Annotated in this window: 17 protein-coding genes and 1 pseudogene; 5 read left to right on the top strand and 13 right to left on the bottom strand. The window is 71.1% G+C overall.

Annotated elements, in window-relative coordinates; genetic code table 11:
• Positions 1–234: 234 nt before the first annotated feature.
• The 6 genes and pseudogenes from cbiE to AB0M11_RS23400 form a co-directional block, all read right to left on the bottom strand.
• Positions 235–1,461: a precorrin-6y C5,15-methyltransferase (decarboxylating) subunit CbiE gene (gene cbiE, locus AB0M11_RS23425; protein ID WP_365708488.1), complete on the bottom strand. Its 1,227-nt coding sequence runs from the start codon at positions 1,459–1,461 to the stop codon at positions 235–237.
• Between the two features lie 114 nt (positions 1,462–1,575).
• Positions 1,576–2,205 carry a GNAT family N-acetyltransferase gene (locus AB0M11_RS23420; protein WP_365708486.1) on the bottom strand — a complete coding sequence of 210 codons (630 nt, stop codon included), beginning with the start codon at positions 2,203–2,205 and terminating at the stop codon, positions 1,576–1,578.
• Between the two features lie 207 nt (positions 2,206–2,412).
• Entirely contained in the window at positions 2,413–3,243 is an 831-nt protein-coding gene (locus AB0M11_RS23415) for a MetQ/NlpA family ABC transporter substrate-binding protein (protein WP_365708484.1), read from the bottom strand.
• Between the two features lie 75 nt (positions 3,244–3,318).
• On the bottom strand, positions 3,319–4,032 hold the full coding sequence (locus tag AB0M11_RS23410) for a methionine ABC transporter permease (RefSeq protein WP_365708568.1): 714 nt from the start codon (positions 4,030–4,032) through the stop codon (positions 3,319–3,321).
• 20 nt (positions 4,033–4,052) lie between these two features.
• Positions 4,053–5,096: an ATP-binding cassette domain-containing protein gene (locus tag AB0M11_RS23405; protein ID WP_365708482.1), complete on the bottom strand. Its 1,044-nt coding sequence runs from the start codon at positions 5,094–5,096 to the stop codon at positions 4,053–4,055.
• A gap of 321 nt (positions 5,097–5,417) precedes the next feature.
• Positions 5,418–5,636, bottom strand: a pseudogene (locus tag AB0M11_RS23400) (hypothetical protein); the annotation flags it as partial.
• Between the two features lie 39 nt (positions 5,637–5,675).
• Between AB0M11_RS23400 and AB0M11_RS23395 the strand changes: the two are divergent.
• Together AB0M11_RS23395 and AB0M11_RS23390 are read left to right on the top strand one after the other, a co-directional pair.
• Complete coding sequence (locus AB0M11_RS23395; RefSeq protein ID WP_365708480.1) at positions 5,676–6,035, top strand: hypothetical protein; 360 nt, start codon at positions 5,676–5,678, stop codon at positions 6,033–6,035.
• A 1-nt stretch (position 6,036) separates the two neighbouring features.
• On the top strand, positions 6,037–6,459 hold the full coding sequence (locus AB0M11_RS23390; RefSeq protein ID WP_365708478.1) for a hypothetical protein: 423 nt from the start codon (positions 6,037–6,039) through the stop codon (positions 6,457–6,459).
• Between the two features lie 70 nt (positions 6,460–6,529).
• On the opposite strand, the gene AB0M11_RS23385 is transcribed toward AB0M11_RS23390, so the two are convergent.
• From AB0M11_RS23385 to AB0M11_RS23375, 3 genes are all read right to left on the bottom strand, one after another.
• Positions 6,530–7,027 carry a GNAT family N-acetyltransferase gene (locus AB0M11_RS23385; RefSeq protein WP_365708476.1) on the bottom strand — a complete coding sequence of 166 codons (498 nt, stop codon included), beginning with the start codon at positions 7,025–7,027 and terminating at the stop codon, positions 6,530–6,532.
• A 44-nt stretch (positions 7,028–7,071) separates the two neighbouring features.
• On the bottom strand, positions 7,072–7,578 hold the full coding sequence (locus tag AB0M11_RS23380; RefSeq protein ID WP_365708474.1) for a sigma-70 family RNA polymerase sigma factor: 507 nt from the start codon (positions 7,576–7,578) through the stop codon (positions 7,072–7,074).
• 73 nt (positions 7,579–7,651) lie between these two features.
• The gene (locus AB0M11_RS23375) at positions 7,652–8,833 is read right to left on the bottom strand and encodes a glycerophosphodiester phosphodiesterase (protein ID WP_365708472.1); all 1,182 of its coding nucleotides are present in this window, start codon (positions 8,831–8,833) and stop codon (positions 7,652–7,654) included.
• 319 nt (positions 8,834–9,152) lie between these two features.
• On the opposite strand from AB0M11_RS23375, the gene AB0M11_RS23370 reads away from it, so the two are divergent.
• Positions 9,153–9,824, top strand: a complete 672-nt coding sequence (locus AB0M11_RS23370; protein WP_365708470.1) for a lysophospholipid acyltransferase family protein — start codon at positions 9,153–9,155, stop codon at positions 9,822–9,824.
• A 180-nt stretch (positions 9,825–10,004) separates the two neighbouring features.
• On the top strand, positions 10,005–11,651 hold the full coding sequence (locus AB0M11_RS23365) for a multicopper oxidase family protein (protein ID WP_365708468.1): 1,647 nt from the start codon (positions 10,005–10,007) through the stop codon (positions 11,649–11,651).
• Between the two features lie 96 nt (positions 11,652–11,747).
• Here AB0M11_RS23365 and AB0M11_RS23360 read toward each other — a convergent pair whose 3' ends face one another.
• The 3 genes from AB0M11_RS23360 to AB0M11_RS23350 all read right to left on the bottom strand — a co-directional run bounded on the left by AB0M11_RS23360 (position 11,748) and on the right by AB0M11_RS23350 (position 14,867).
• Positions 11,748–13,262 (bottom strand): MFS transporter, encoded by a 1,515-nt coding sequence (locus tag AB0M11_RS23360; RefSeq protein WP_365708465.1) that lies wholly within the window; start codon positions 13,260–13,262, stop codon positions 11,748–11,750.
• Positions 13,259–13,810 (bottom strand): helix-turn-helix domain-containing protein, encoded by a 552-nt coding sequence (locus tag AB0M11_RS23355; RefSeq protein ID WP_365708463.1) that lies wholly within the window; start codon positions 13,808–13,810, stop codon positions 13,259–13,261. The genes AB0M11_RS23360 and AB0M11_RS23355 overlap by 4 nt, the downstream gene beginning before the upstream one ends.
• Positions 13,811–13,895: 85 nt before the next feature.
• Positions 13,896–14,867 (bottom strand): aldo/keto reductase, encoded by a 972-nt coding sequence (locus tag AB0M11_RS23350; protein WP_365708461.1) that lies wholly within the window; start codon positions 14,865–14,867, stop codon positions 13,896–13,898.
• Positions 14,868–15,193: 326 nt separating this feature from the next.
• Here AB0M11_RS23350 and AB0M11_RS23345 point away from each other — a divergent pair, with 326 nt between their 5' ends.
• Positions 15,194–15,949 (top strand): HAD family hydrolase, encoded by a 756-nt coding sequence (locus AB0M11_RS23345; protein WP_365708459.1) that lies wholly within the window; start codon positions 15,194–15,196, stop codon positions 15,947–15,949.
• A gap of 39 nt (positions 15,950–15,988) precedes the next feature.
• On the opposite strand, the gene AB0M11_RS23340 is transcribed toward AB0M11_RS23345, so the two are convergent.
• On the bottom strand, positions 15,989–17,425 hold the full coding sequence (locus AB0M11_RS23340; protein WP_365708457.1) for a hypothetical protein: 1,437 nt from the start codon (positions 17,423–17,425) through the stop codon (positions 15,989–15,991).
• Positions 17,426–17,714: the final 289 nt, after the last annotated feature.

Genomic DNA, 17,714 nt, shown 5'->3' with positions numbered 1-17,714 from the left:
CCGCCGGAAAAGGCGACAAAGCCATTCAGTGGCATTGTCCCGGCCGTTCGACCGTCGCGACAGCATGATCCGCGACAGCCCGCTGTGGACTGCGCCACGTTGCGCGTCCCCGGTTCCGCCGTACCACACCCGCCCCAAAAGAGGCGTGTTTTCCGGACATTGACGAACGAACTTCCGGGCCACTGGTGTAGTGCAGCGATCGGCCAGCCTACCGCGCGAAGTATGACAACAGGATCACGGGGCGCGCTCGGGCAGCACGCCGCTGAGCAGGAACGCCACGCTCCGCTCGGTCTCCGTCCAAGCCCTGGTGTCGAGTTCGAGGGACTGCAGCAGGGCGCACTCGACCTGGTATCCGTGCTCGGTCAGGTCGCGGCCGACGAGTTCGGCGGCGTCGCGGGTGGCGGCGTGGGTGACGATGCGCTGCGGGCGGCGGTCGGCCACCGCGTTCACCACGGCCGCTCCCCCGCCGCCCACCCGGACGACGTCGGGCTCGGGCAGGTTCTCCAGGACATGCGGGGCGTTGCCGTGCACGATCTGCAGCTGGACCCCGAATCTGCGGGCGGCCGACTCGCTGCGGACGCAGGCCGCGAGGTCCCGGTCGACGGCGATGACGGCGGCACCGGCGCGCGCGGCCTCGGTGGCGAACGCGCCGCTGCCGCAGCCGATGTCCCAGACCAGGTCCCCCACCCGGGGCCCCAGCCGGACGAGTTGGGCGGCCCGCAGCAGATCCGTTTCCCCTTCGCCGAGCGCGGCTCCCTCGCCGTACTCCGCGTCGGGCTGCACCCAGCCGCGGGGGCCGGCGGCGGGGTCCCGGCCGGCGATCCAGCCGCCGCCCTCGGGCACCGCCACCGGTCCGGGCGTGCCGCCGATGACGATGACGACGTTGGGGTCGCGCCAGGCGTGGTCGGCGGCCTTGTCGGAGGTGACGACGTGCACCTGCTCGCGTTCGGTGCCCAGTTCCTCGCAGATGACGAAGGTGCGGTGGACGCCCTCCAGAAGCAGCCCGAGCTCGGCGGGTCCGGCGCCGGGTGAGGTGAGGACGGCGACCTTGGTGTGGGCGCGGCACACATTCACCGCGCGTCGCAGGGTGCGCCGGTGTGCGACGACCACCTGCGCGTCGTCCCAGGGCATGCCGGCGCGGGCGAAGGCGGCGGCCACCGAGGAGACGGCGGGGACGACCTCGACCTCCAGGCCGAACTCGGGTGCGCGCAGGGTCCGTACGACGCCGAAGAAGCCGGGGTCGCCGTCGGCGAGGACCACGGCGGTGCCGCGGTGGCCGGCGATGCGGCGGGCGGCGAGGGCCACGCTGCCCAGGCGGATGCGTTCGGCGCCGGGCGGCACCTCGGGGAGGTCGAGATGGTGGGCCGCACCCGCGACGAGCGTGGCGGCGCCCAGCGCGCCGCGCCCCGCGGCGGTCAGGGGGGAGCCGTCCCAGCCGATCACCGTGACCCGGTCGGCCATCGTCGTCAGTCTCCAGGGATGTCGCAGGTCGTCAGGGTCCGGTGCCTGTGCACGGGCTCCGTGAGGGTATCTGGTGGAGGTGTCCGGCGCGCGGCGGGGCGAGGTCCCTCGGCGTCAGTTCCAGGAGGTGAAGCCGTCACTTCCGGCCAGTTCCTCGCCGGCGCCTTCCAGGTCCTCCGGGAGGAGGCTCCACACGATGAAGTCGGTGCGCAGGTCCGCCCAGGTGCCGTCCTCGGTGCGGACGTGGGCTATGCAGGCGTTGCGCAGCACGCCCTCGCTGATGCAGCCGATCTTCTGGGCCACCTGCTGGGACGCGGTGTTGTCGGCGGCCGTGCGCAACTCGATGCGTTCGAACTTCTGGTCGCCGAAGAGCCACTGTGCGGTGGCGAGCGCGGCCTCGGAGGCGTAGCCCTCGCCGCGCGCCCAGGGGGCGATGATGTACGACAACTCGGTGGCGCGGATGTGCCAGTTGGTCTTGGTCAGCTGGATGACGCCGACCAGGCGCTGGGTGAGGAACTCGGTGACCGCGAGGTCCAGGCCCCGGCCCGAGGCGCGCTCCGCGGGGGCGTAGTCGGTGATCCAGTGCCGGGCACCGGATTCGGTGAACGGCTGGGGGACGTCGGTCCAGGCGGCCACCTGCTCGTCGTTCATCATCTCCGCCAGGGCGGGCACATCGTCCTCGTCGAGGGGACGCAGCACCAACCGCTCCGTGCTGATGGAGATGTTGGGGAAGGTGCTCGTCATGCGCCGCTCCGTAACCTTCGGAAACACGTCCGGGCCCAGACCGTGAGAGCCCGCGAACTGCCCAGCATGCAGCATGAAACCACTGAACCGCACGACGGGGTCCTCCCCCACTACCCAAAGGGTGTGGGGGCACCCCCAGCGGTGAGCGAGTGGACCCCGTGCGTGGCGATACGCCGTATACGTGCCGCCGGTGGGACGGACGGACGGTCAGAAGGACGGCAGGACCGAGCCCTGGTACTTGTCCTCGATGAACTTCTTCACCTCGGGCGAGGTGAGCAGCTTGGCGAGCTTCTTCACGCGCGGGTCCTTCTCGTTGCCCTTCTTCACCGCGAGGAAGTTGCCGTACGGGCTGTTCTTCGCGGACTCCAGGACGAGGGCGTCCTTGGCGGGCTTGATGCCGGCCGAGATGGCGTAGTTGCCGTTGATCACCGCGGCGTCCACGTCGTCCAGGGAGCGCGCGGTCTGGGCCGCCTCGACCTCCTTGAACTTCAGGTTCCTCGGGTTCTTGGCGATGTCCTGCGGGGTCGCCTCGCTGCCGACGCCGCCCTTGAGGGTGATGAGGTTGTCGGCGGCGAGCAGCTTGAGGGCGCGCGCCTCGTTCACGGCGTCGTTGGGGACGGCGATCGTCGCACCGCTCTTCAGCGCGTCGGCGCTCTTGACCTTGTGGGAGTAGAGGCCGAGCGGCTCCAGGTGGACCGTGACGACGGGCACGATGTGGGTGCCGCGCTTCTTGTTGAAGTCGTCGAGGTACGGCTGGTTCTGGAAGTAGTTGGCGTCCACCGAGCCGTCCTCGGTCGCCGTGTTCGGCGTGATGTAGTCGGTGAACTCCTTGACCTCCAGGTCGAGGCCGGCCTTCTTCGCCAGGTTGTCCTTGATGTAGTCGAGGATCTCGGCGTGCGGGGTCGGGCTGGCGGCGACGACCAGCGGTCCGCTGTAGTCGGAGGAGGCGGAGTCCTTGCCGGAGCCGCAGGCGGTGAGCCCGAAGGTGAGGGCTCCGGCGGCGAGGACGGCGGTGGTGAGCTTTGCGGTGTTACGCACGAAAAGTGCCTTTCCTTAAGGGTGGAGCGACCCCGCGGTGGGTGGTGCGGGGAAATCTGTGGGGTGCCGTAGGGGTCAGCCGGTCTCGCCGGTGGGGGCCGTCGACGCCTTCAGCAGGCGCAGCCTCGGCGCCGGGCCGGACTGGCCGCCCCGGCGGTGCAGCGTGCGGGCCGCGTAGTCGCCGGCGAACTGGATGGCCGAGATGACCACGGCGAGGATGGCGACCGTGATCCACATCAGCTCGGTCTCGAACCGCTGGTAGCCGTAGCGGATGGCGATGTCGCCGAGCCCGCCGGCGCCGACCGTGCCGGCCATGGCGGAGTAGCCGATGAGCGCGACGATCGTGGTCGTGGTGGAGGAGATGAGCGAGGGCAGCGACTCGGGCACGAGGACCTTGCGGACGACGGTCCAGGTGTTGCCGCCCATCGACTGCACTGCCTCGACCAGGCCGCCGTCCACTTCGCGGACCGCCGTCTCGACCAGGCGGGCGAAGAAGGGGACGGCGCCGACGGCGAGCGGCACGATGGCGGCCTCGCGGCCGATGGTCGTCCCGGTGATCCAGCGGGTGAAGGTCATCAGCGCGACCATCAGGATGATGAACGGCATCGAGCGGGCGATGTTCACGATCTGCCCGATGACCTTGTTGGCCAGCACGTTCTGGAGCAGGCCGCCGCGGTCGGTGAGGACGAGGAGGACGCCGAGCGGGAGCCCGCCGACGACCGCGATCAGCGTGGACCAGCCGACCATGTAGAGGGTGTCCCAACACGCCTGGGAGAGCAGGGGCTGCATCTCCGACCAGTCAGTCCCGGTCACTGGGCACCGTCCTTCACCAGCAGGGCCTCCCGGCCCAGTACGTCGATCTGGAGACCCTGCTCGCGCAGGAAGCCGATGGGCACCACGTTCTCCTCGTAGCGGCCGGGCAGTTCGATGCGCATCCGGCCGATCTGCAGACCGCCGACGGTGTCGATGGCGGCACCGAGGATCGAAATGTCGATGTTGTAGGTGCGGGAGAGCTGGGAGATGACCGGCTGGGTGGCGGCCTCGCCGTGGAAGGTGACGTCGAGGACGGTGCGGTCGTCGCCGGAGGCCTCGCCGCCGACCGGGAAGAGCGCGGCGGCCAGTTCGGAGCCCGGTGTCGCGAGCAGTTCGCTGACGGTGCCGTGCTCGACGATCCGCCCCTTCTCCATGAGGGCGGCCGAGTCGCAGACCGTCTTCACGACGTCCATCTCGTGCGTGATGAGCAGGACGGTCAGCCCCAGTTGGCGGTTCAGGTCGCGCAGCAGCTGGAGGATGGAACGGGTGGTCTCCGGGTCGAGGGCGCTGGTGGCCTCGTCGGAGAGCAGCACCTTGGGATCGCCGGCCAGCGCGCGGGCGATGCCGACGCGCTGCTTCTGGCCGCCGGAAAGCTGGGCGGGGTAGGCCTTGGCCTTGTCGGCGAGTCCGACCAGGTCGAGCAGACCAAGTGCCTTGCGGGAACGTTCCTTCCCTGACATTCCGAGGATTTCCAGCGGCAGCTCGACGTTGTCCTGGACGGTGCGCGAGGACAGCAGGTTGAAGTGCTGGAAGACCATGCCGATCCGGCTGCGCGCCTGCCGCAGCTCCTTGCCGGCCCGGGGACCGCGCCCGGCGAGGGCGGTGAGGTCCTGTCCGTCCACCGTCACGGTGCCGGCGGTGGGGCGCTCCAGCAGGTTGACGCAGCGGATCAGCGAGGACTTGCCGGCGCCGGACTGGCCGATGACGCCGTACACCTCGCCTTCGCGGACGTGCAGGTCGACGCCGTCGAGGGCGGTGACCTCGCGGCCGTGGGAGCGGTGGGACCGATAGATCTTCGTCAGGCCCGTGGTGGTGATCACGTGGGTTTCCGTCACTGTCGAGTGCGCGGGCGTGGGTGTGCCCTGGCGCACGGGTGCGTTCGTTCAGGGACGCGGCACGGTTCTCGCAGGGGCGCTGAACCGGGGAGAACATGTGCGCGGGGGGCGGCTCGGCTCACATACGGGCGTCGTGGCGTCGTACGGACATGCCACCGGTCTCGCTTCGGGGCGCGAGCGCTGGGGTGGTGCGGGGGCCCTCTAGAAGGCGCACATTCGACACAGACAACGAGCACCGGGCGTCATGGTCGCCTCGGTCGCAGGGGTGCGGTCGCTCGTCGTGGTCATGCGATCAGTAAACCAGACCTACGGTCCTGACAGGCCTCCGCTGTCCGCATGCTGGACAGCGATGGACACCTCTCGGCCGCGGGCCGACATCTCGGCGGTGTGCTCGGTGACCAGGGCGGACAAGCCCGAGAGGTCCTTCACCACGAGGTCCGCGGCCGGCTCGTGCGCCTGGTGGGTTGTGGCCAAGGCCACGGTGGCCACGCCGTCGGCGCGGCCGGCCCGGAGTCCGGCGGGGGCGACGGCATCGGGCCGATTCGGCCGTAATAAGGTCACCGCATGCTCAATGCCCTGCTGCTGGTGACCGGAGTCGCCGCGCTGCTGCTCGCCGCGTGGTGCGGCTGGGCGGCGTACCGGGACCAGCCGACGAAGGACTGGCACTTCATCGGGATGGCCGTGGTGACGGTGCTGGCGCTGGTCCAGCTGATCGCCGGGATCGTGCTGCTGGCGCGGGGCGAGAAACCGGAGCAGGGGACGACGATCTTCGTCGCCTATCTGCTGGGCGCGTTCGCGTGCGTGCCGGCCGCGGCTTTCATGTCGCTGGCCGAGCGGACGCGGTGGGGTTCGGTGACGGTCGCCGCGGCCGGTGTGGTGCTGGCCGTGCTGGAGGTGCGGCTCTATGACATCTGGGGAAGGTGAGATGACGGCCGTGGAAGAGAGGCCGAAGCGGCGGCTGACCAGCGGGCCGGGGACGTTGCTGGTGTGGTTCTACGGGGTGATGGTGGTCGGGGCCCTGTCGCGGTCCGCGTACCAGATCGCGACCGAGTTCCATCGGGCACCGCTGGCGTACTCGCTGTCCGCCGTCGCCGGGGTGGTGTACGCGTTCATCACGTACACGCTGGTGCGGGGCGGCGAGACGGCTCGCAGGGTGGCGCAGGTGTGCTGCGCCGCCGAGCTCGCGGGGGTGTTGATCGTGGGCACGTGGACCGTCGTCGACTCTTCCGCGTTCCCGGATGCGACCGTGTGGTCGGACTACGGGATGGGGTACGTGTTCATTCCCGTGCTCCTGCCGGTTTCCGCTCTGTACTGGTTGCGGAAGGGCGCCCAAGGGGAAGCTGGTTGAGGAACGTGCGCGACAGCGGGTGCGTGGTAGCTGGTCGCGCAGTTCCCCGCGCCCCTGAAGGGGCGCTGCATCAAGCCGTTGTTGCGTACGTACTGGCCGGCTTCTCCAGGACGATCATGGGGACGCCGTCCGCGCCCTTCGAGGTGCCCACGGTTTCGTAGCCGACCCTCCGGTACAGGCGGAGGTTGCCCTCGCTGCGGTGGCCGGTGAACAGACGGAACTTCTTGGCGCCTCGCTCTTCCGCCAATGCCCCCTCGGCCGCGCGGAGCAGGCGGGCGCCGATGCCGTGGCCCTGGAGGCGGGGGTGGACGCAGAGTTTGCCGATGGCGGCGGCGCCGTCCTCGGTGACCGAGCCGCGGACCGAGCCGACGACCTCCTCGCCGAGCCGGGCGACGAAGACGCAGTCGGTGGCAAGCTCCTCGCGGACCGAGTCGAGGCTCTGGACGAGCGGGTCGATGCGGTAGTTGCCGTACAGCGCCGCCTCGCTCTGGAAGCACAGGTACTGGAGCCTGAAGATCTGCTCTGCATCCTGCTCGGTCGCCACCGAGATGGTCACGCTCATGCCCATGTGCGCACGCCTCCCGCTCACCTGATCGCCTGTCGTTCTCACTCCTATCCCCGCACTTCGCGGGGCGCAACCTCCGGCGTCAACAATCGACGCAGACAACCCAGACATCTGGAACGTTCCGGGCCGAGACTGCCCTGTGAGATACCCAACTCCCCTGCGATCTCCCGGTATGTCAGGTCCTTCGAGGAGAGCAGGGCCTGGAGGAGCCGGGGGCAGCGGCCGGGCAGGCGGACCACCGCCTCGCGCAGAGCGCGGTGGCGGGCGGTGCTGAGGACGCGTTGTTCGGGGGTGGGGGTGCCGGTGTCGGCAGGGTCCTCGGCGTAGGGGCGTTCCCGGCGGGCGGTGCGCCGGGCTCGACGGGACTCGGCGCGGACCGCCCGGCGCAGCCAGTCCTCGGGCGCGCGCGGCGGTCCATGGGTCGCCAGGCGTTCCAGCAGGCGGAGCCAGACGGTCTGTTCCAGGTCGCGGGGGTCCCCGCCGGACGCGTACGCCTCGGCCGAGGCTTCGGCGGTGAGCAGCGGGCGCAGGGCGGTGACCAGGTCGGGCGTCATGTGCCGAACGACGCCGCCGCCCCGGGGCAGGTTGCCGGGGCGGCCGGGAGCCACCCGAAGGGGGTGCGAGGGCTCAACCGTTGACGAAGTCGGCGCGGGCCAGCAGCGCGGTGTCGGCGTTGTCCGTGAAGACGCCGTCGATGCCGGTCTCGAAGTACTTCTGGAAGACCGGGAAGACGTCACCGTAGGCGTCCGGGGCGGAGCCGTTGCGGTAGGCCGGCGGCAGGAAGGGGTTCTCGTTGCGCATGGTGTACGGGTGCAGGATCAGTCCGACCCTGTGCGCGTCCGCGACGAGGGTGCTCGGCGTGGTGAGGTTGCCGCTCGCGTCCTTGGGGATGACCAGGTCGAGGGTGGGGCCGATGCCCTGGGCGTAACCGGCGATCTCGCGGAGCCCCTTCGGCGTGATCAGGTCGGCGACCGTGCGCGGGTCGCCGGTCGCGACGAAGTCGTAGGGCTGCGAGTTCGCGGCGGAGAGCAGCACCACCAGCGGGTTGTCGACCAGCGTGTTCAGGCGCTGGATGCTGGACGGCTCGAAGGACTGCAGGATGACCGGCGAGTTCCGCTTGTCCTTGCCGTACTTGTGCAGCAGCTTGGCGACCCGCTCCTCAAGGCCGAGGCCGAGGCGGCGGAAGTAGGTGGGGTGCTTGGTCTCGGGGTAGATCCAGACCTGCTTGCCGCGCTTGCGGGTCTGCTCGTCCTGCCACTTGAGGACTTCCTCGAAGGTGGGGATCTCCCAGCGGCCGTTGTAGAGCGTGTTGTGCGGGCGGTTGGCCGGGATGCGCTCGACCGCGCGCAGCGTCTTCAGCTCGGCGAGCGTGAAGTCCTCGGTGAACCAGCCGGTGGTGGGCACGCCGTCGAGCGTCTTGGTGGTCCTGCGGTCGGCGAACTCGGGATGGTCGGCGACGTTCGTGGTGCCGCCGATCTCCGGCTCGTGGCGGCAGACCAGGTGGCCGTCCTTGGTGGGGACGAGGTCGCCGGCCTCGACGACATCGGCGCCGAGGTCGAGAGCGAGGTCGTAGGAGCCGAAGGTGTGCTCCGGGCGGTAGCCGCTGGAGCCCCGGTGGCCGATGACGGTCGGCTTCGGGAGGCTCTTCAGGCCGCCGCCGTGACCGGCCTGCCTGGCCTCGGCCGCTCTTGCCGCGCCGGGCAGTCCGAGGACCGCGCCGCCGGCGCCGAGCACCGCGGCGCCGAGCAGCGCCCGCCGTCCGGTCGTACCGTTCGCCTGCGTCCGCTCGTTCGAGCCGTCCGTGTTCATGAGCGCCCTCCTGACCTTCGCCCTTCGATGCGGGCCGATCGTAGGGCTGCGCACGTGACCGCAGGGAGACCGCCGGTCCAACGGCCGGATGACGCCGAATGGCTGATGGACGGCGAGCGTGACGGTCCGTCGGCGACTTCCGTCACATCGCCGTGCGCGCGTCGTGTCCCGTCACCGGGGCGTCACCCCAGGTAAACCAGCGTCAACAGTACGTAAGACCTCGGTGAACCGGCCGCTCCCGATGTGCGCTTCCCCCGGAGCCGCGAGTAATGTCCTCACCTGCACAGACTCATACCGCCCCTCGACATCGGAGGACCCGTTGTCCCGCTTCGCGCTCATCAAGGCAGTGCTCGGACCGATCATGCGCCTGATGTTCCGCCTCCAGGTGGAGGGCGTGGAGCACATCCCGGGGGACGGCCCGGTCATCCTCGCCGGCAACCACCTCACCTTCATCGACTCGATGATCCTGCCGCTCGTGAGCAAGCGGCAGGTGTTCTTCATCGGCAAGGACGAGTACGTCACCGGGAAGGGCTTCAAGGGCCGGCTGATGGCCTGGTTCTTCACCGGCGTGGGCATGATCCCGGTGGACCGGGACGGCGCGAGCGGCGGGGTCGCCGCGCTGATGACGGGCAAGCGGGTCCTGGACGAGGGGAAGATCTTCGGGATCTACCCGGAGGGCACCCGCTCCCCCGACGGCCGGCTCTACCGGGGCCGTACCGGCATCGCGCGGCTGACGCTGATGACCGGCGCCCCGGTGGTGCCGTTCGCGATGATCGGCACGGACAAGCTGCAGCCCGGCGGCGCGGGCATCCCGCGGCCCGGCAAGGTCACCGTCCGGTTCGGCGAGGCCATGGAGTTCTCGCGGTACGAGGGGATGGACCGGGACCGCTACGTGCTGCGGGCCGTGACCGACTCGGTGATGGCCGAGGTGATGCGGCTGTCCGGGCAGGAGTACGTGGACATGTACGCCACGAAGGCGAAGGCTGCCTGACGGCGGGGTCCTGACGGCACCCTTTCGGCAGACGGGCACGGACCGGTGGTCCGTGCCCGTCTGTCTGCCATCTGCCTGACACCCGCCCGGGGTCCGCCTGCCGGTGGAATCTGCCCCGACACTTCGGTCATTCATCCGGATTTACCGGCCATATGAGCACACAGCATGTCTTATTCAGACATGCAGAAACCTTCTCGGCGTACCCTGCTCCGCGCTCCGTTCGCTGCCGCCGGCGCGGGGCTACTTGCGGCGTGTAGCGACTCAGGCTCCGAGCCCCGCTCCGGCCCGCAGCACACGGCCGGCACCGCGGCGTTCGTCCCGCAGGGGCCCAAGGGGTACGTCAACCCGTCGGACCCGGAAGTGCTCGCGACCGAGCGGAAGCGCGGGTCCGGGCCCGTCCGCATGATCAGGTTCACGGCCGCCAGGAGCATGCTGGATCTGGGCGGACGCTCGGTCCACAGCTGGGCGTACAACGAGTCGGTCCCGGGGCCGCTGGTCCGCGTCACCGCCGGTGACGTGCTCAGCCTGACCCTCTCCAACCAGCTCACCGAGAAGACCACACTGCACGCCCACGGGGTGCGGCTGCGCTGTGACATGGACGGAGTCCCGGACCTGACCCAGGCGCCCATCGCGCCGGGGACGGACTTCATCTACCGGTTCGTCGCCGCCCACCCGGGCACGTATCTGCTCCACTCGCACGTCGGTATGCAGCCCGACCGCGCCCTCTACGCGCCGTTCATCGTCGACGACCCGAAGGAGCCGCTCGCCTACGACCAGGAGTGGGTCGTCGTCCTGGACGACTGGGTGGACGACATCGGCGGCTCCCACCCCGATCAGGTGCTGGACCAGCTCAAGCCGGGCGGGTCGATGGCGATGGACATGAGTATGGGCATGGGTCCGGGCCGCGGCAGCCCGAGCCCGCACGCGTCGGCGCACGCCTCCGCGTCGCCGTCCGGCCCGAAGCCCCGGTCCAAGGCACCGACCGGCCCGGACCGGGTACTGCGCAACTCCCACAGCGACCTGCTCCACGGCGAGGGCGGCAACGTCGCCTACCCGCACTACCTGGCCAACGGGCGGCTGCGTACGAATCCCTCCGTCTTCCGCTGCCGCCCCGGTGACCGGGTCCGGATCCGCCTGATCAACGCGGGCTCGGAGACGGCCTTCCGGGTGGCCCTCGGCGGCCACGCCATGACGGTCACCCACACCGACGGCTATCCCGTGCAGCACAAGAGGACCGACGCGCTGCTCATCGGCATGGCCGAGCGCTACGACGTCCTCGTCACCGTCAAGGACGGCGTCTTCCCGCTCGTCGCGCTGGCCGAGGGCAAGAAGGGCAAGGCGCTCGCGATCCTCCGCACCGACAAGGGGAGAAACCTTCCGTCGCCGGATGTCCGCCCGGCCGAACTGGACCGCGAGATCGTGCCGGCGCGCCGCCTGCTGCCGGCCGAGTCCGTCGCCATGGACGACCGGGTTCCCGACCGCGACCTGCGGATCAGGATCACGGGGACGATGCAGAAGTACGACTGGGGGTTCGACCACAAGGCGTACGACGTGCGGGAACGCCATGCGGTGCGGGCCGGTGAGCGGGTGAGGCTGACGCTCGTCAACGCGACCGACATGTGGCATCCGATGCACCTGCACGGGCACACGTTCTCGGTCACCGGGATCAGTTCGGCGGGGGCGCGCAAGGACACGACGATCGTGTTGCCGCACCGCAAACTGGTGCTCGACTTCGATGCCGACAACCCCGGGCTGTGGATGCTGCACTGTCACAACCAGTACCACTCGGAGAGCGGGATGATGACGGTCCTCGGTTACCAGAAATGAGGTTCCGGGGACTTCGTCGCACGCCGGGTACGGGTGGGTGGGGGCTGGTCGCGCCGTTCCCAGCGCCCCTTGCGGGGCGCTGTCCCTGGGCGGGGTTCAGAGTTTCTGGTTCTTCAGCAGGAACCACGCCGCAGTCGCCGTCGCAAGGAGGACGGCTGCTCCCGCGCCCGAGGCCAGGTGGAGGCCGTGGGTGAAGGAGTCGCGGGCCGCGGTCAGCATGTCGGTCGCCGTGGCGGCCGGCATGGCCTTCGACGCCTCCACCGCCGCCCCCAGGGACTCATGGGCGGCGGCCGGGGTGCCCGGCGGGTCCGGGAAGCCGCGGTAGACGGCCGTCACGATCGAGCCGAGCAGGGCGATGCCGAGCGCCGCCCCCAGTTCGTACGCCGTCTCGGAGACCGCCGAGGCGGCGCCGGCCTGGTCCCTGGGGACGCTGGAGAGGATGACGTCCGCCGTCACCGTGAAGGAGAAGCCCGCGCCTACGCCGACCACCAGGAGGGCGGCGCCGAGGACCGGGTAACCGGTGGACTGCGCGAGGGTGATCAGGGCCGCCAGGGCCACGCCCACCGCCGCCAGACCGCCGGAGACCACCGCCCGGACCGAGTGCCGGCGAGCCGCGCGGCCGGCCACCAGGCCCGCCGCCACCGCGCCGATCGCGGCCGGGAGTTCGGCGAGACCCGCCTCGAACGGGTGCCTGCCCTGGACCAGTTGCAGGTACTGGGAGAGGAAGAACACCAGGCCCGACATGCCGAGCACGGTCAGCAGGTCGGCGAGGACCGCGCCGCTGAAGCCGCTGTTGCGGAACAGCCGCATGTCCAGCAGGGGCTTGGGCATGGTGAGCTGACGGCGGACGAACCCGCAGAGGGCCACGCTGCCCAGGACGGCGGCGGCCGCGGTCACACCGGTGAGACCGTGCGTCGCGGCCTCCTTCACCGCGTACACGACGGCGATCATGCCGACCAGGGACAGCACGACGCTGATCAGGTCCCAGGGGCCGGGGTCGGGGTTGCGGGACTCGGGGAGCGTCCTGGCGCCGACGAGCACCAGGACCACCATCACCGGCAGGTTGATCAGGAAGACCGAGCCCCACCAGTAGTGTTCGAGCAGGAAGCCGCCCACGATCGGGCCGACGGCCGTGCCGGCCGAGGCAGCCGCGCCCCAGATGCCGACGGCGAGGCTGCGCTCGCGGGGGTCGTGGAAGAGGTTGCGGATCAGGGCGAGGGTGGCCGGCATCAGGGTCGCGCCCGCGACGCCCAGCAGGGCACGGGCCGCGATCAGCATGCCGGGGGTGGTCGCGTACGCGTTCAGGACGGAGACCGCGCCGAACGCGGTGGCACCGACGAGCAGGATCCGCTTGCGGCCGATGCGGTCGCCGAGGCTGCCCATCGAGACCAGCAGCCCGGCGATGACGAACGAGTAGACGTCGCCGATCCAGAGCAGTTGGGTGCCGGAGGGGTTCAGGTCCTCGCTGATGTAGGGGGTCGCGAGGCCGAGGACGGTCGCGTCGACGGCCACCAGCAGCACGGCGAGCACGAGAGCGGAGAGCGCGAGCCAGCGGCCCGGCCGCTGCTCCTCGGTCTCCGCCACGCGCGCCGGCTGCACGGTGCTGGTCATGATTCCTCTCTTCGTCGTGCGCCGCCGAGCAACAGCTCGACGATCATGTGGGTGAAGTCCTTGCGGGCGACCCGGCCTTCGGAGACCGCCCAGGCGGCGGAGGCCAGCAGGCCGTACAGCGCCTCGGTGAGCCAGGCGGGCGTGAGGTCGATGCGGAACTCGCCGCCGCGCTGACCGCGCCGGAAGAGAGCCGCGATGCGGTTGTCGATCCGGGTCCAGCCCTGGTTCTGCTGCTCGCCCTCGAAGAGCTGGTTCTCGGTGTAGAGGAAGGCGAGCAGGCCCGCGGCCGGTTCGATCTCGCGGACCAGGCGGTGGACGGCGTCGGCGGCGGGGCCCTCGTCCAGGCGGGCCGCGTCCAGGGCCGCCTCGCACTCCTCGATGCCGAGCGCCTCCAGCGCGCGCACGAGCGCGTCGCGCCCGGCGAAGTGCCGGTGCAGGGTGGCCCGGCTGATCCCGGCGGCCTTGGCGACCTCGTCCATGGTCGCGGTGGACTTGCGGGTCAGCAGGGCGGCTGCGCTGCGCAGGACGTGGTCACGATCGAGGGCCATGAGACAAGTCTAGCCCGAGTGAGACATCATTGTCTCACCCTGGGCAGATGTGACTCACCGATGGCTGGTCAGGGCGGGTTCTGGCTCAGTGCCAGGGCAGGCTGCCGCGATGCTCCCAGTAGGTGCGGGGCTTCTCCGCCAGGGCGGCGAGGCGGGCCAGCTGGTCCTCGTCCAGGTCGACCACGGCCGCGTGGAGGTTGGAGGAGAGCTGGGTGAGCGTCGCGGCACCGGAGAGGACAACTCCGGCCCACGGCTGGCGCAGGACGACCGCGAGCGCCACGGCGTCACAACCGAGCCCGGTCTCGTCGGCGACGGCCTTGAGGGCGGCGGGGGCGTGCGGGGCGGCCAGGCGGCCGTTGGCCATGCCCTCCTTGACGATCACCGTGAGCCCGGCGTCGTGCGCCTCGGCGAGGGCGGGCCCCGCCGAGGTCTCCAGGGCGTTGTACGTCGACTGGACGGTACGGAAGAGGGGCTCACCGTCGACCGTGACGGCGAGGGCCGCGCGGACGGCGTCGGCCTGGGCGGGGCCGCTGGTGGAGAAGCCGATGGTGAGACCGGTGGCCGCCGCTTCGGCGAGGCGGGCGTGGAGCTCCTTGTCGGTGAGGGCGGGGCTGTCCGGGGTCACCGAGTGGATCTGGTAGAGGTCGAGCCGGTCGCCGAGCAGCTCGGCGGTCTCGGCGCGCTGCCGGTCGTAAGTCCGCACGCTGTGGTCCTTGACCTCGTGCGTCTCGGCGTCCGCCGACCAGCCGGCGGTGTAGGTGTAGCCCCACTTGCTGCCGACGACCACGTCGTCGATGCCGGGGTGGGCGGTCAGCCAGTCGGCCAGGAACTCCTCGCTGCGGCCGTAGGAGCGGGCCACGTCGAAGTAGCGGACGCCCTGGGCGTAGGCGGCGTCGAGGAGGTCGTGGGTGCGGGAGCGGAGGGCGCCGACGCTGCGGTCCGCGCCGAGGTCGTCCTCGCGGCCGAGGTTGATGTAGCCGGGGCGGCCGACCGCGGCCAGGCCGAGTCCGATGTGCGCGGTGGGCGTGGTGGCGGTGGCCAGACGGCTGAACGGCATGGGAACTCCGGCACGATCGGCGTAGGGGTCGCACGTCAGGAGAGCCAATCTACCCAGCACCGCGCGGTTCAGCCCGCGCCGGACGCCGCCACCGCATGTCACACCCGCGGTGCGCGCGCCCCTTCGGTGCCTTCACCCTGGGGCGCTGTCACCCTGCGGCGCCCTCACCCAGCGGTGCCTTCACCCAGCGGCCGACACCCCTGCGGGGCCTTCCCCTGCGGTGCCTTCACCCCCACGGCGCCGACACCCTTGCGGTGCCTTCCCCTGCGGCGCTTTCACCCCTGCGGTCCCGCGTCGAAAGTGCGCAGCGCGGGGAGGCACTCCCCATGTCTGTGATCTTCTTCGACATCGGGGGGACCCTCGCGGATCCCCAGGTGGAACCCGACGGCTCGCTGAGGCTGCGGCCCCTGCCGCGGGTCGGTGCCGTGCTCGACGCCCTCGGGGAGGTGCGCCAGGGCATCATCTCCGACCCAGGACCGGGCGACGGCGCCGCGGCACGGGCGGCAAACGCACTGGCGGAGGCGTTCCCCGGCCGTTTCACGGACCCGGCCCTCGTGCACTGGGGCGCGAAGGACGGTCGCGGGATCTTCGACCGGGCCGTCGCGGGCACCGGGGGAACGCCGGCCGGCGCATGCGTCTTCGTGGGCGAGGACGTCCGGGAGCGGGCGTTCGCACGGGAGGCGGGGATGCGCACCGCGCCACATCCGGTGTTCACCCGGGCCGCTTTGGAGGACCGTCCCGTGTTCCGGGCGCGGATCGGGCTGCCGGACGGCCAGGGCCCGTCCGCGTCGACCGCGGCCATGGACGGGACCGAGGCCGTGCCCGTGCGGGTGGTCTCCCCCCGGCTCGTGGTCGCCATGGTCACCGCGCTGGGCGGCGAAGTGCTCGAACACGCCGGTTTCACGGTGACCGTGCAGGGGCCGGTGGAGGACCTGGCGGCCGCCGACAAGTTCGCCGAGGACCTGCTGGCCCGCGGCGATGCGGTCTTCGAGGGCGAGGAGCCGACGCCCGGGACGACACACGTGATCAGGCGCGAGGACGACGGACGGCTCACCGTCCGTCGTCTGCGCTTCTCCCGGTGACGTCCCGGGCGGCCCGCTCGGACGTCCCGGACCTGCTGGTCAGTCGAAGCAGCGCCGGACCAGGGTCAGCCCCTCACTGGTCGTGCTCCGCGTGATCTCGTGCGTCTTGAGCCGGTAGGGGCTGTCGTCGGCGAACGACGTGGCGGAGCGGTGCTCTTCGGGCACGTGGACCCGGCCGCGGCGGAAGAGGTCCTCCAGGTACGAGGTCGCGACCCGGTCGGGGTCGGAGGGCCGCACCGAGCCGCCGGCGGGGTCGGAGCCCGCGATGCCGAAGCGTCGCTCCTGCGCCGGGGCCGAGAGGGTGAGCGGCTGGGTGATGCCGTACGTCGTCCCCTGGACCGTGACGGGGGTCAGGCCCTCGTCGTCACCACCGCCCGGCGTCGCCTCGGCCATCCCGGCGCCCCGGCGGGCCACCTCCGGCTCGGTGATGGACGCGGCGGACTCCAGGGAGAGGATGCCGTGCCGGATGAACGCCGAGCGCAGGGACTGGCCGTACATCCCGCCGTTGCGGCGGTGGTCCGCGGCGATCATGTGACCGGCGACCTGGGCGTAGTAGGCGGACACCACCGGTGCGGCCACGACGGCGTCCACCAGGAGCTGTCCGGCGATCTCGGCCGCCCGGCCCAGACCGGCCTGGTCCTGGAGGTCCTGCTGCCGGAAGATCCCGGCGACGATCTTCAGGAACGCGCCGCTGAAGACCCGGGAGAACGAGTGCGGCTCGCTGGAGAGCCTGCTCGCGGGCTCGTTCGGCGACAGCAGCACCGGGTCGCGGTAGAAGAAGGTGTTGGACAGGTTGCGCAGGCAGTCCGGGTCCACCGCGTTCGGGTGGCCCTGCCGGATCGCCCAGCCCAGCTGCTCGGCCATCCGGGAGATCCGCGAGGACATCTCGAGGTTGCTCTGCGTCTCGGCCAGCACCGCGATCCGCAGCGACTCCAGCTGGAGCGAGCCCAGCAGGGCGCTGATGTCACCGAACGCCTCGTGCAGGGCGGCCGTCTCCGCGCTCGCCATGTTGAACAGCTGGGGGCGCAGGGCGTCCAGGACCGCGTGCCCCGCCTCGTGCTGGACGACCTCGTTGCTCTCGCACGCCGCCACGTTGACGCCCGCCACCGTGGAGCGGAAGAACCACAGGCCCTTGCGGTCGTAGAAGGCGTTCAGGTCGTCCCCCGCGTTGAGGTGCGCCGTGAGGGCGCGTCCGACCTGCGGATGCCACTTCGTCCCGGTCGGGACCAGCGGCCCCCAGGTCTGGGCGGCCCGGCTGAGCGAGTCGGCCGCCACCCAGTAGCGGAACGCCTCGGTGCCGGGCCCGGCGCCGTTCGGCTGCGGCGCGGTCTCCGCGATGGCCGTCGGGAAGGGCTGGGTGTCCAGCTGGGGGACGGGGTGCGGTACGGGCATGTTGATGTGCAGCGGGTCTCCGCCGGGGTCGTCCTCGAACACCAGGACCGTCGGCATGGTCGCTTGCTGTGGCTGCACCGTCATGGCGGCTCCATGGGGGGGTGGGATGGGGGTGGTGGAATGCACCAAAAAGACGCCTTTGACCAAAAGCGTCTCCTGGTTCAGTACGAGGCCCCGGCAGCCCGGTGTCAATCCGAACAGGAGCCGCCGGAGGCGCCTTTGACCGGCCGCCGGCGGCGGTCGGCCCCTGCGCCCCTTGGCCCACCCCCGCCGCGCACGGCCCGCCGGACGCGATGCCGTCGGCGGCCGGTCGGGGGACGGGCGGGGGGGGGGGGGGTCGGGGGGGGGGCCCCCGCGGTGGGGGGGCGGGGGA

This window comes from Streptomyces sp. NPDC051987 (assembly GCF_040680735.1).
In the GTDB taxonomy this organism is placed as follows: domain Bacteria; phylum Actinomycetota; class Actinomycetes; order Streptomycetales; family Streptomycetaceae; genus Streptomyces.
The sequence above is the reverse complement of the archived record's forward strand: the minus strand, read 5'-3'. Positions and strand labels throughout refer to the sequence as shown.

What these genes read in the sequence shown, in the direction of transcription:
- cbiE (WP_365708488.1), bottom strand. Translation starts at nt 1,461, where the DNA reads ATGGCCGACCGGGTCACGGTGATCGGCTGGGACGGCTCCCCCCTGACC.
- AB0M11_RS23420 (WP_365708486.1), bottom strand. Translation starts at nt 2,205, where the DNA reads ATGACGAGCACCTTCCCCAACATCTCCATCAGCACGGAGCGGTTGGTG.
- AB0M11_RS23410 (WP_365708568.1), bottom strand. Translation starts at nt 4,032, where the DNA reads ATGCAGCCCCTGCTCTCCCAGGCGTGTTGGGACACCCTCTACATGGTC.
- AB0M11_RS23395 (WP_365708480.1), top strand. Translation starts at nt 5,676, where the DNA reads ATGCTCAATGCCCTGCTGCTGGTGACCGGAGTCGCCGCGCTGCTGCTC.
- AB0M11_RS23390 (WP_365708478.1), top strand. Translation starts at nt 6,037, where the DNA reads ATGACGGCCGTGGAAGAGAGGCCGAAGCGGCGGCTGACCAGCGGGCCG.
- AB0M11_RS23385 (WP_365708476.1), bottom strand. Translation starts at nt 7,027, where the DNA reads ATGGGCATGAGCGTGACCATCTCGGTGGCGACCGAGCAGGATGCAGAG.
- AB0M11_RS23380 (WP_365708474.1), bottom strand. Translation starts at nt 7,578, where the DNA reads ATGACGCCCGACCTGGTCACCGCCCTGCGCCCGCTGCTCACCGCCGAA.
- AB0M11_RS23375 (WP_365708472.1), bottom strand. Translation starts at nt 8,833, where the DNA reads ATGAACACGGACGGCTCGAACGAGCGGACGCAGGCGAACGGTACGACC.
- AB0M11_RS23365 (WP_365708468.1), top strand. Translation starts at nt 10,005, where the DNA reads ATGCAGAAACCTTCTCGGCGTACCCTGCTCCGCGCTCCGTTCGCTGCC.
- AB0M11_RS23360 (WP_365708465.1), bottom strand. Translation starts at nt 13,262, where the DNA reads ATGACCAGCACCGTGCAGCCGGCGCGCGTGGCGGAGACCGAGGAGCAG.
- AB0M11_RS23355 (WP_365708463.1), bottom strand. Translation starts at nt 13,810, where the DNA reads ATGGCCCTCGATCGTGACCACGTCCTGCGCAGCGCAGCCGCCCTGCTG.
- AB0M11_RS23350 (WP_365708461.1), bottom strand. Translation starts at nt 14,867, where the DNA reads ATGCCGTTCAGCCGTCTGGCCACCGCCACCACGCCCACCGCGCACATC.
- AB0M11_RS23345 (WP_365708459.1), top strand. Translation starts at nt 15,194, where the DNA reads ATGTCTGTGATCTTCTTCGACATCGGGGGGACCCTCGCGGATCCCCAG.
- AB0M11_RS23340 (WP_365708457.1), bottom strand. Translation starts at nt 17,425, where the DNA reads ATGACGGTGCAGCCACAGCAAGCGACCATGCCGACGGTCCTGGTGTTC.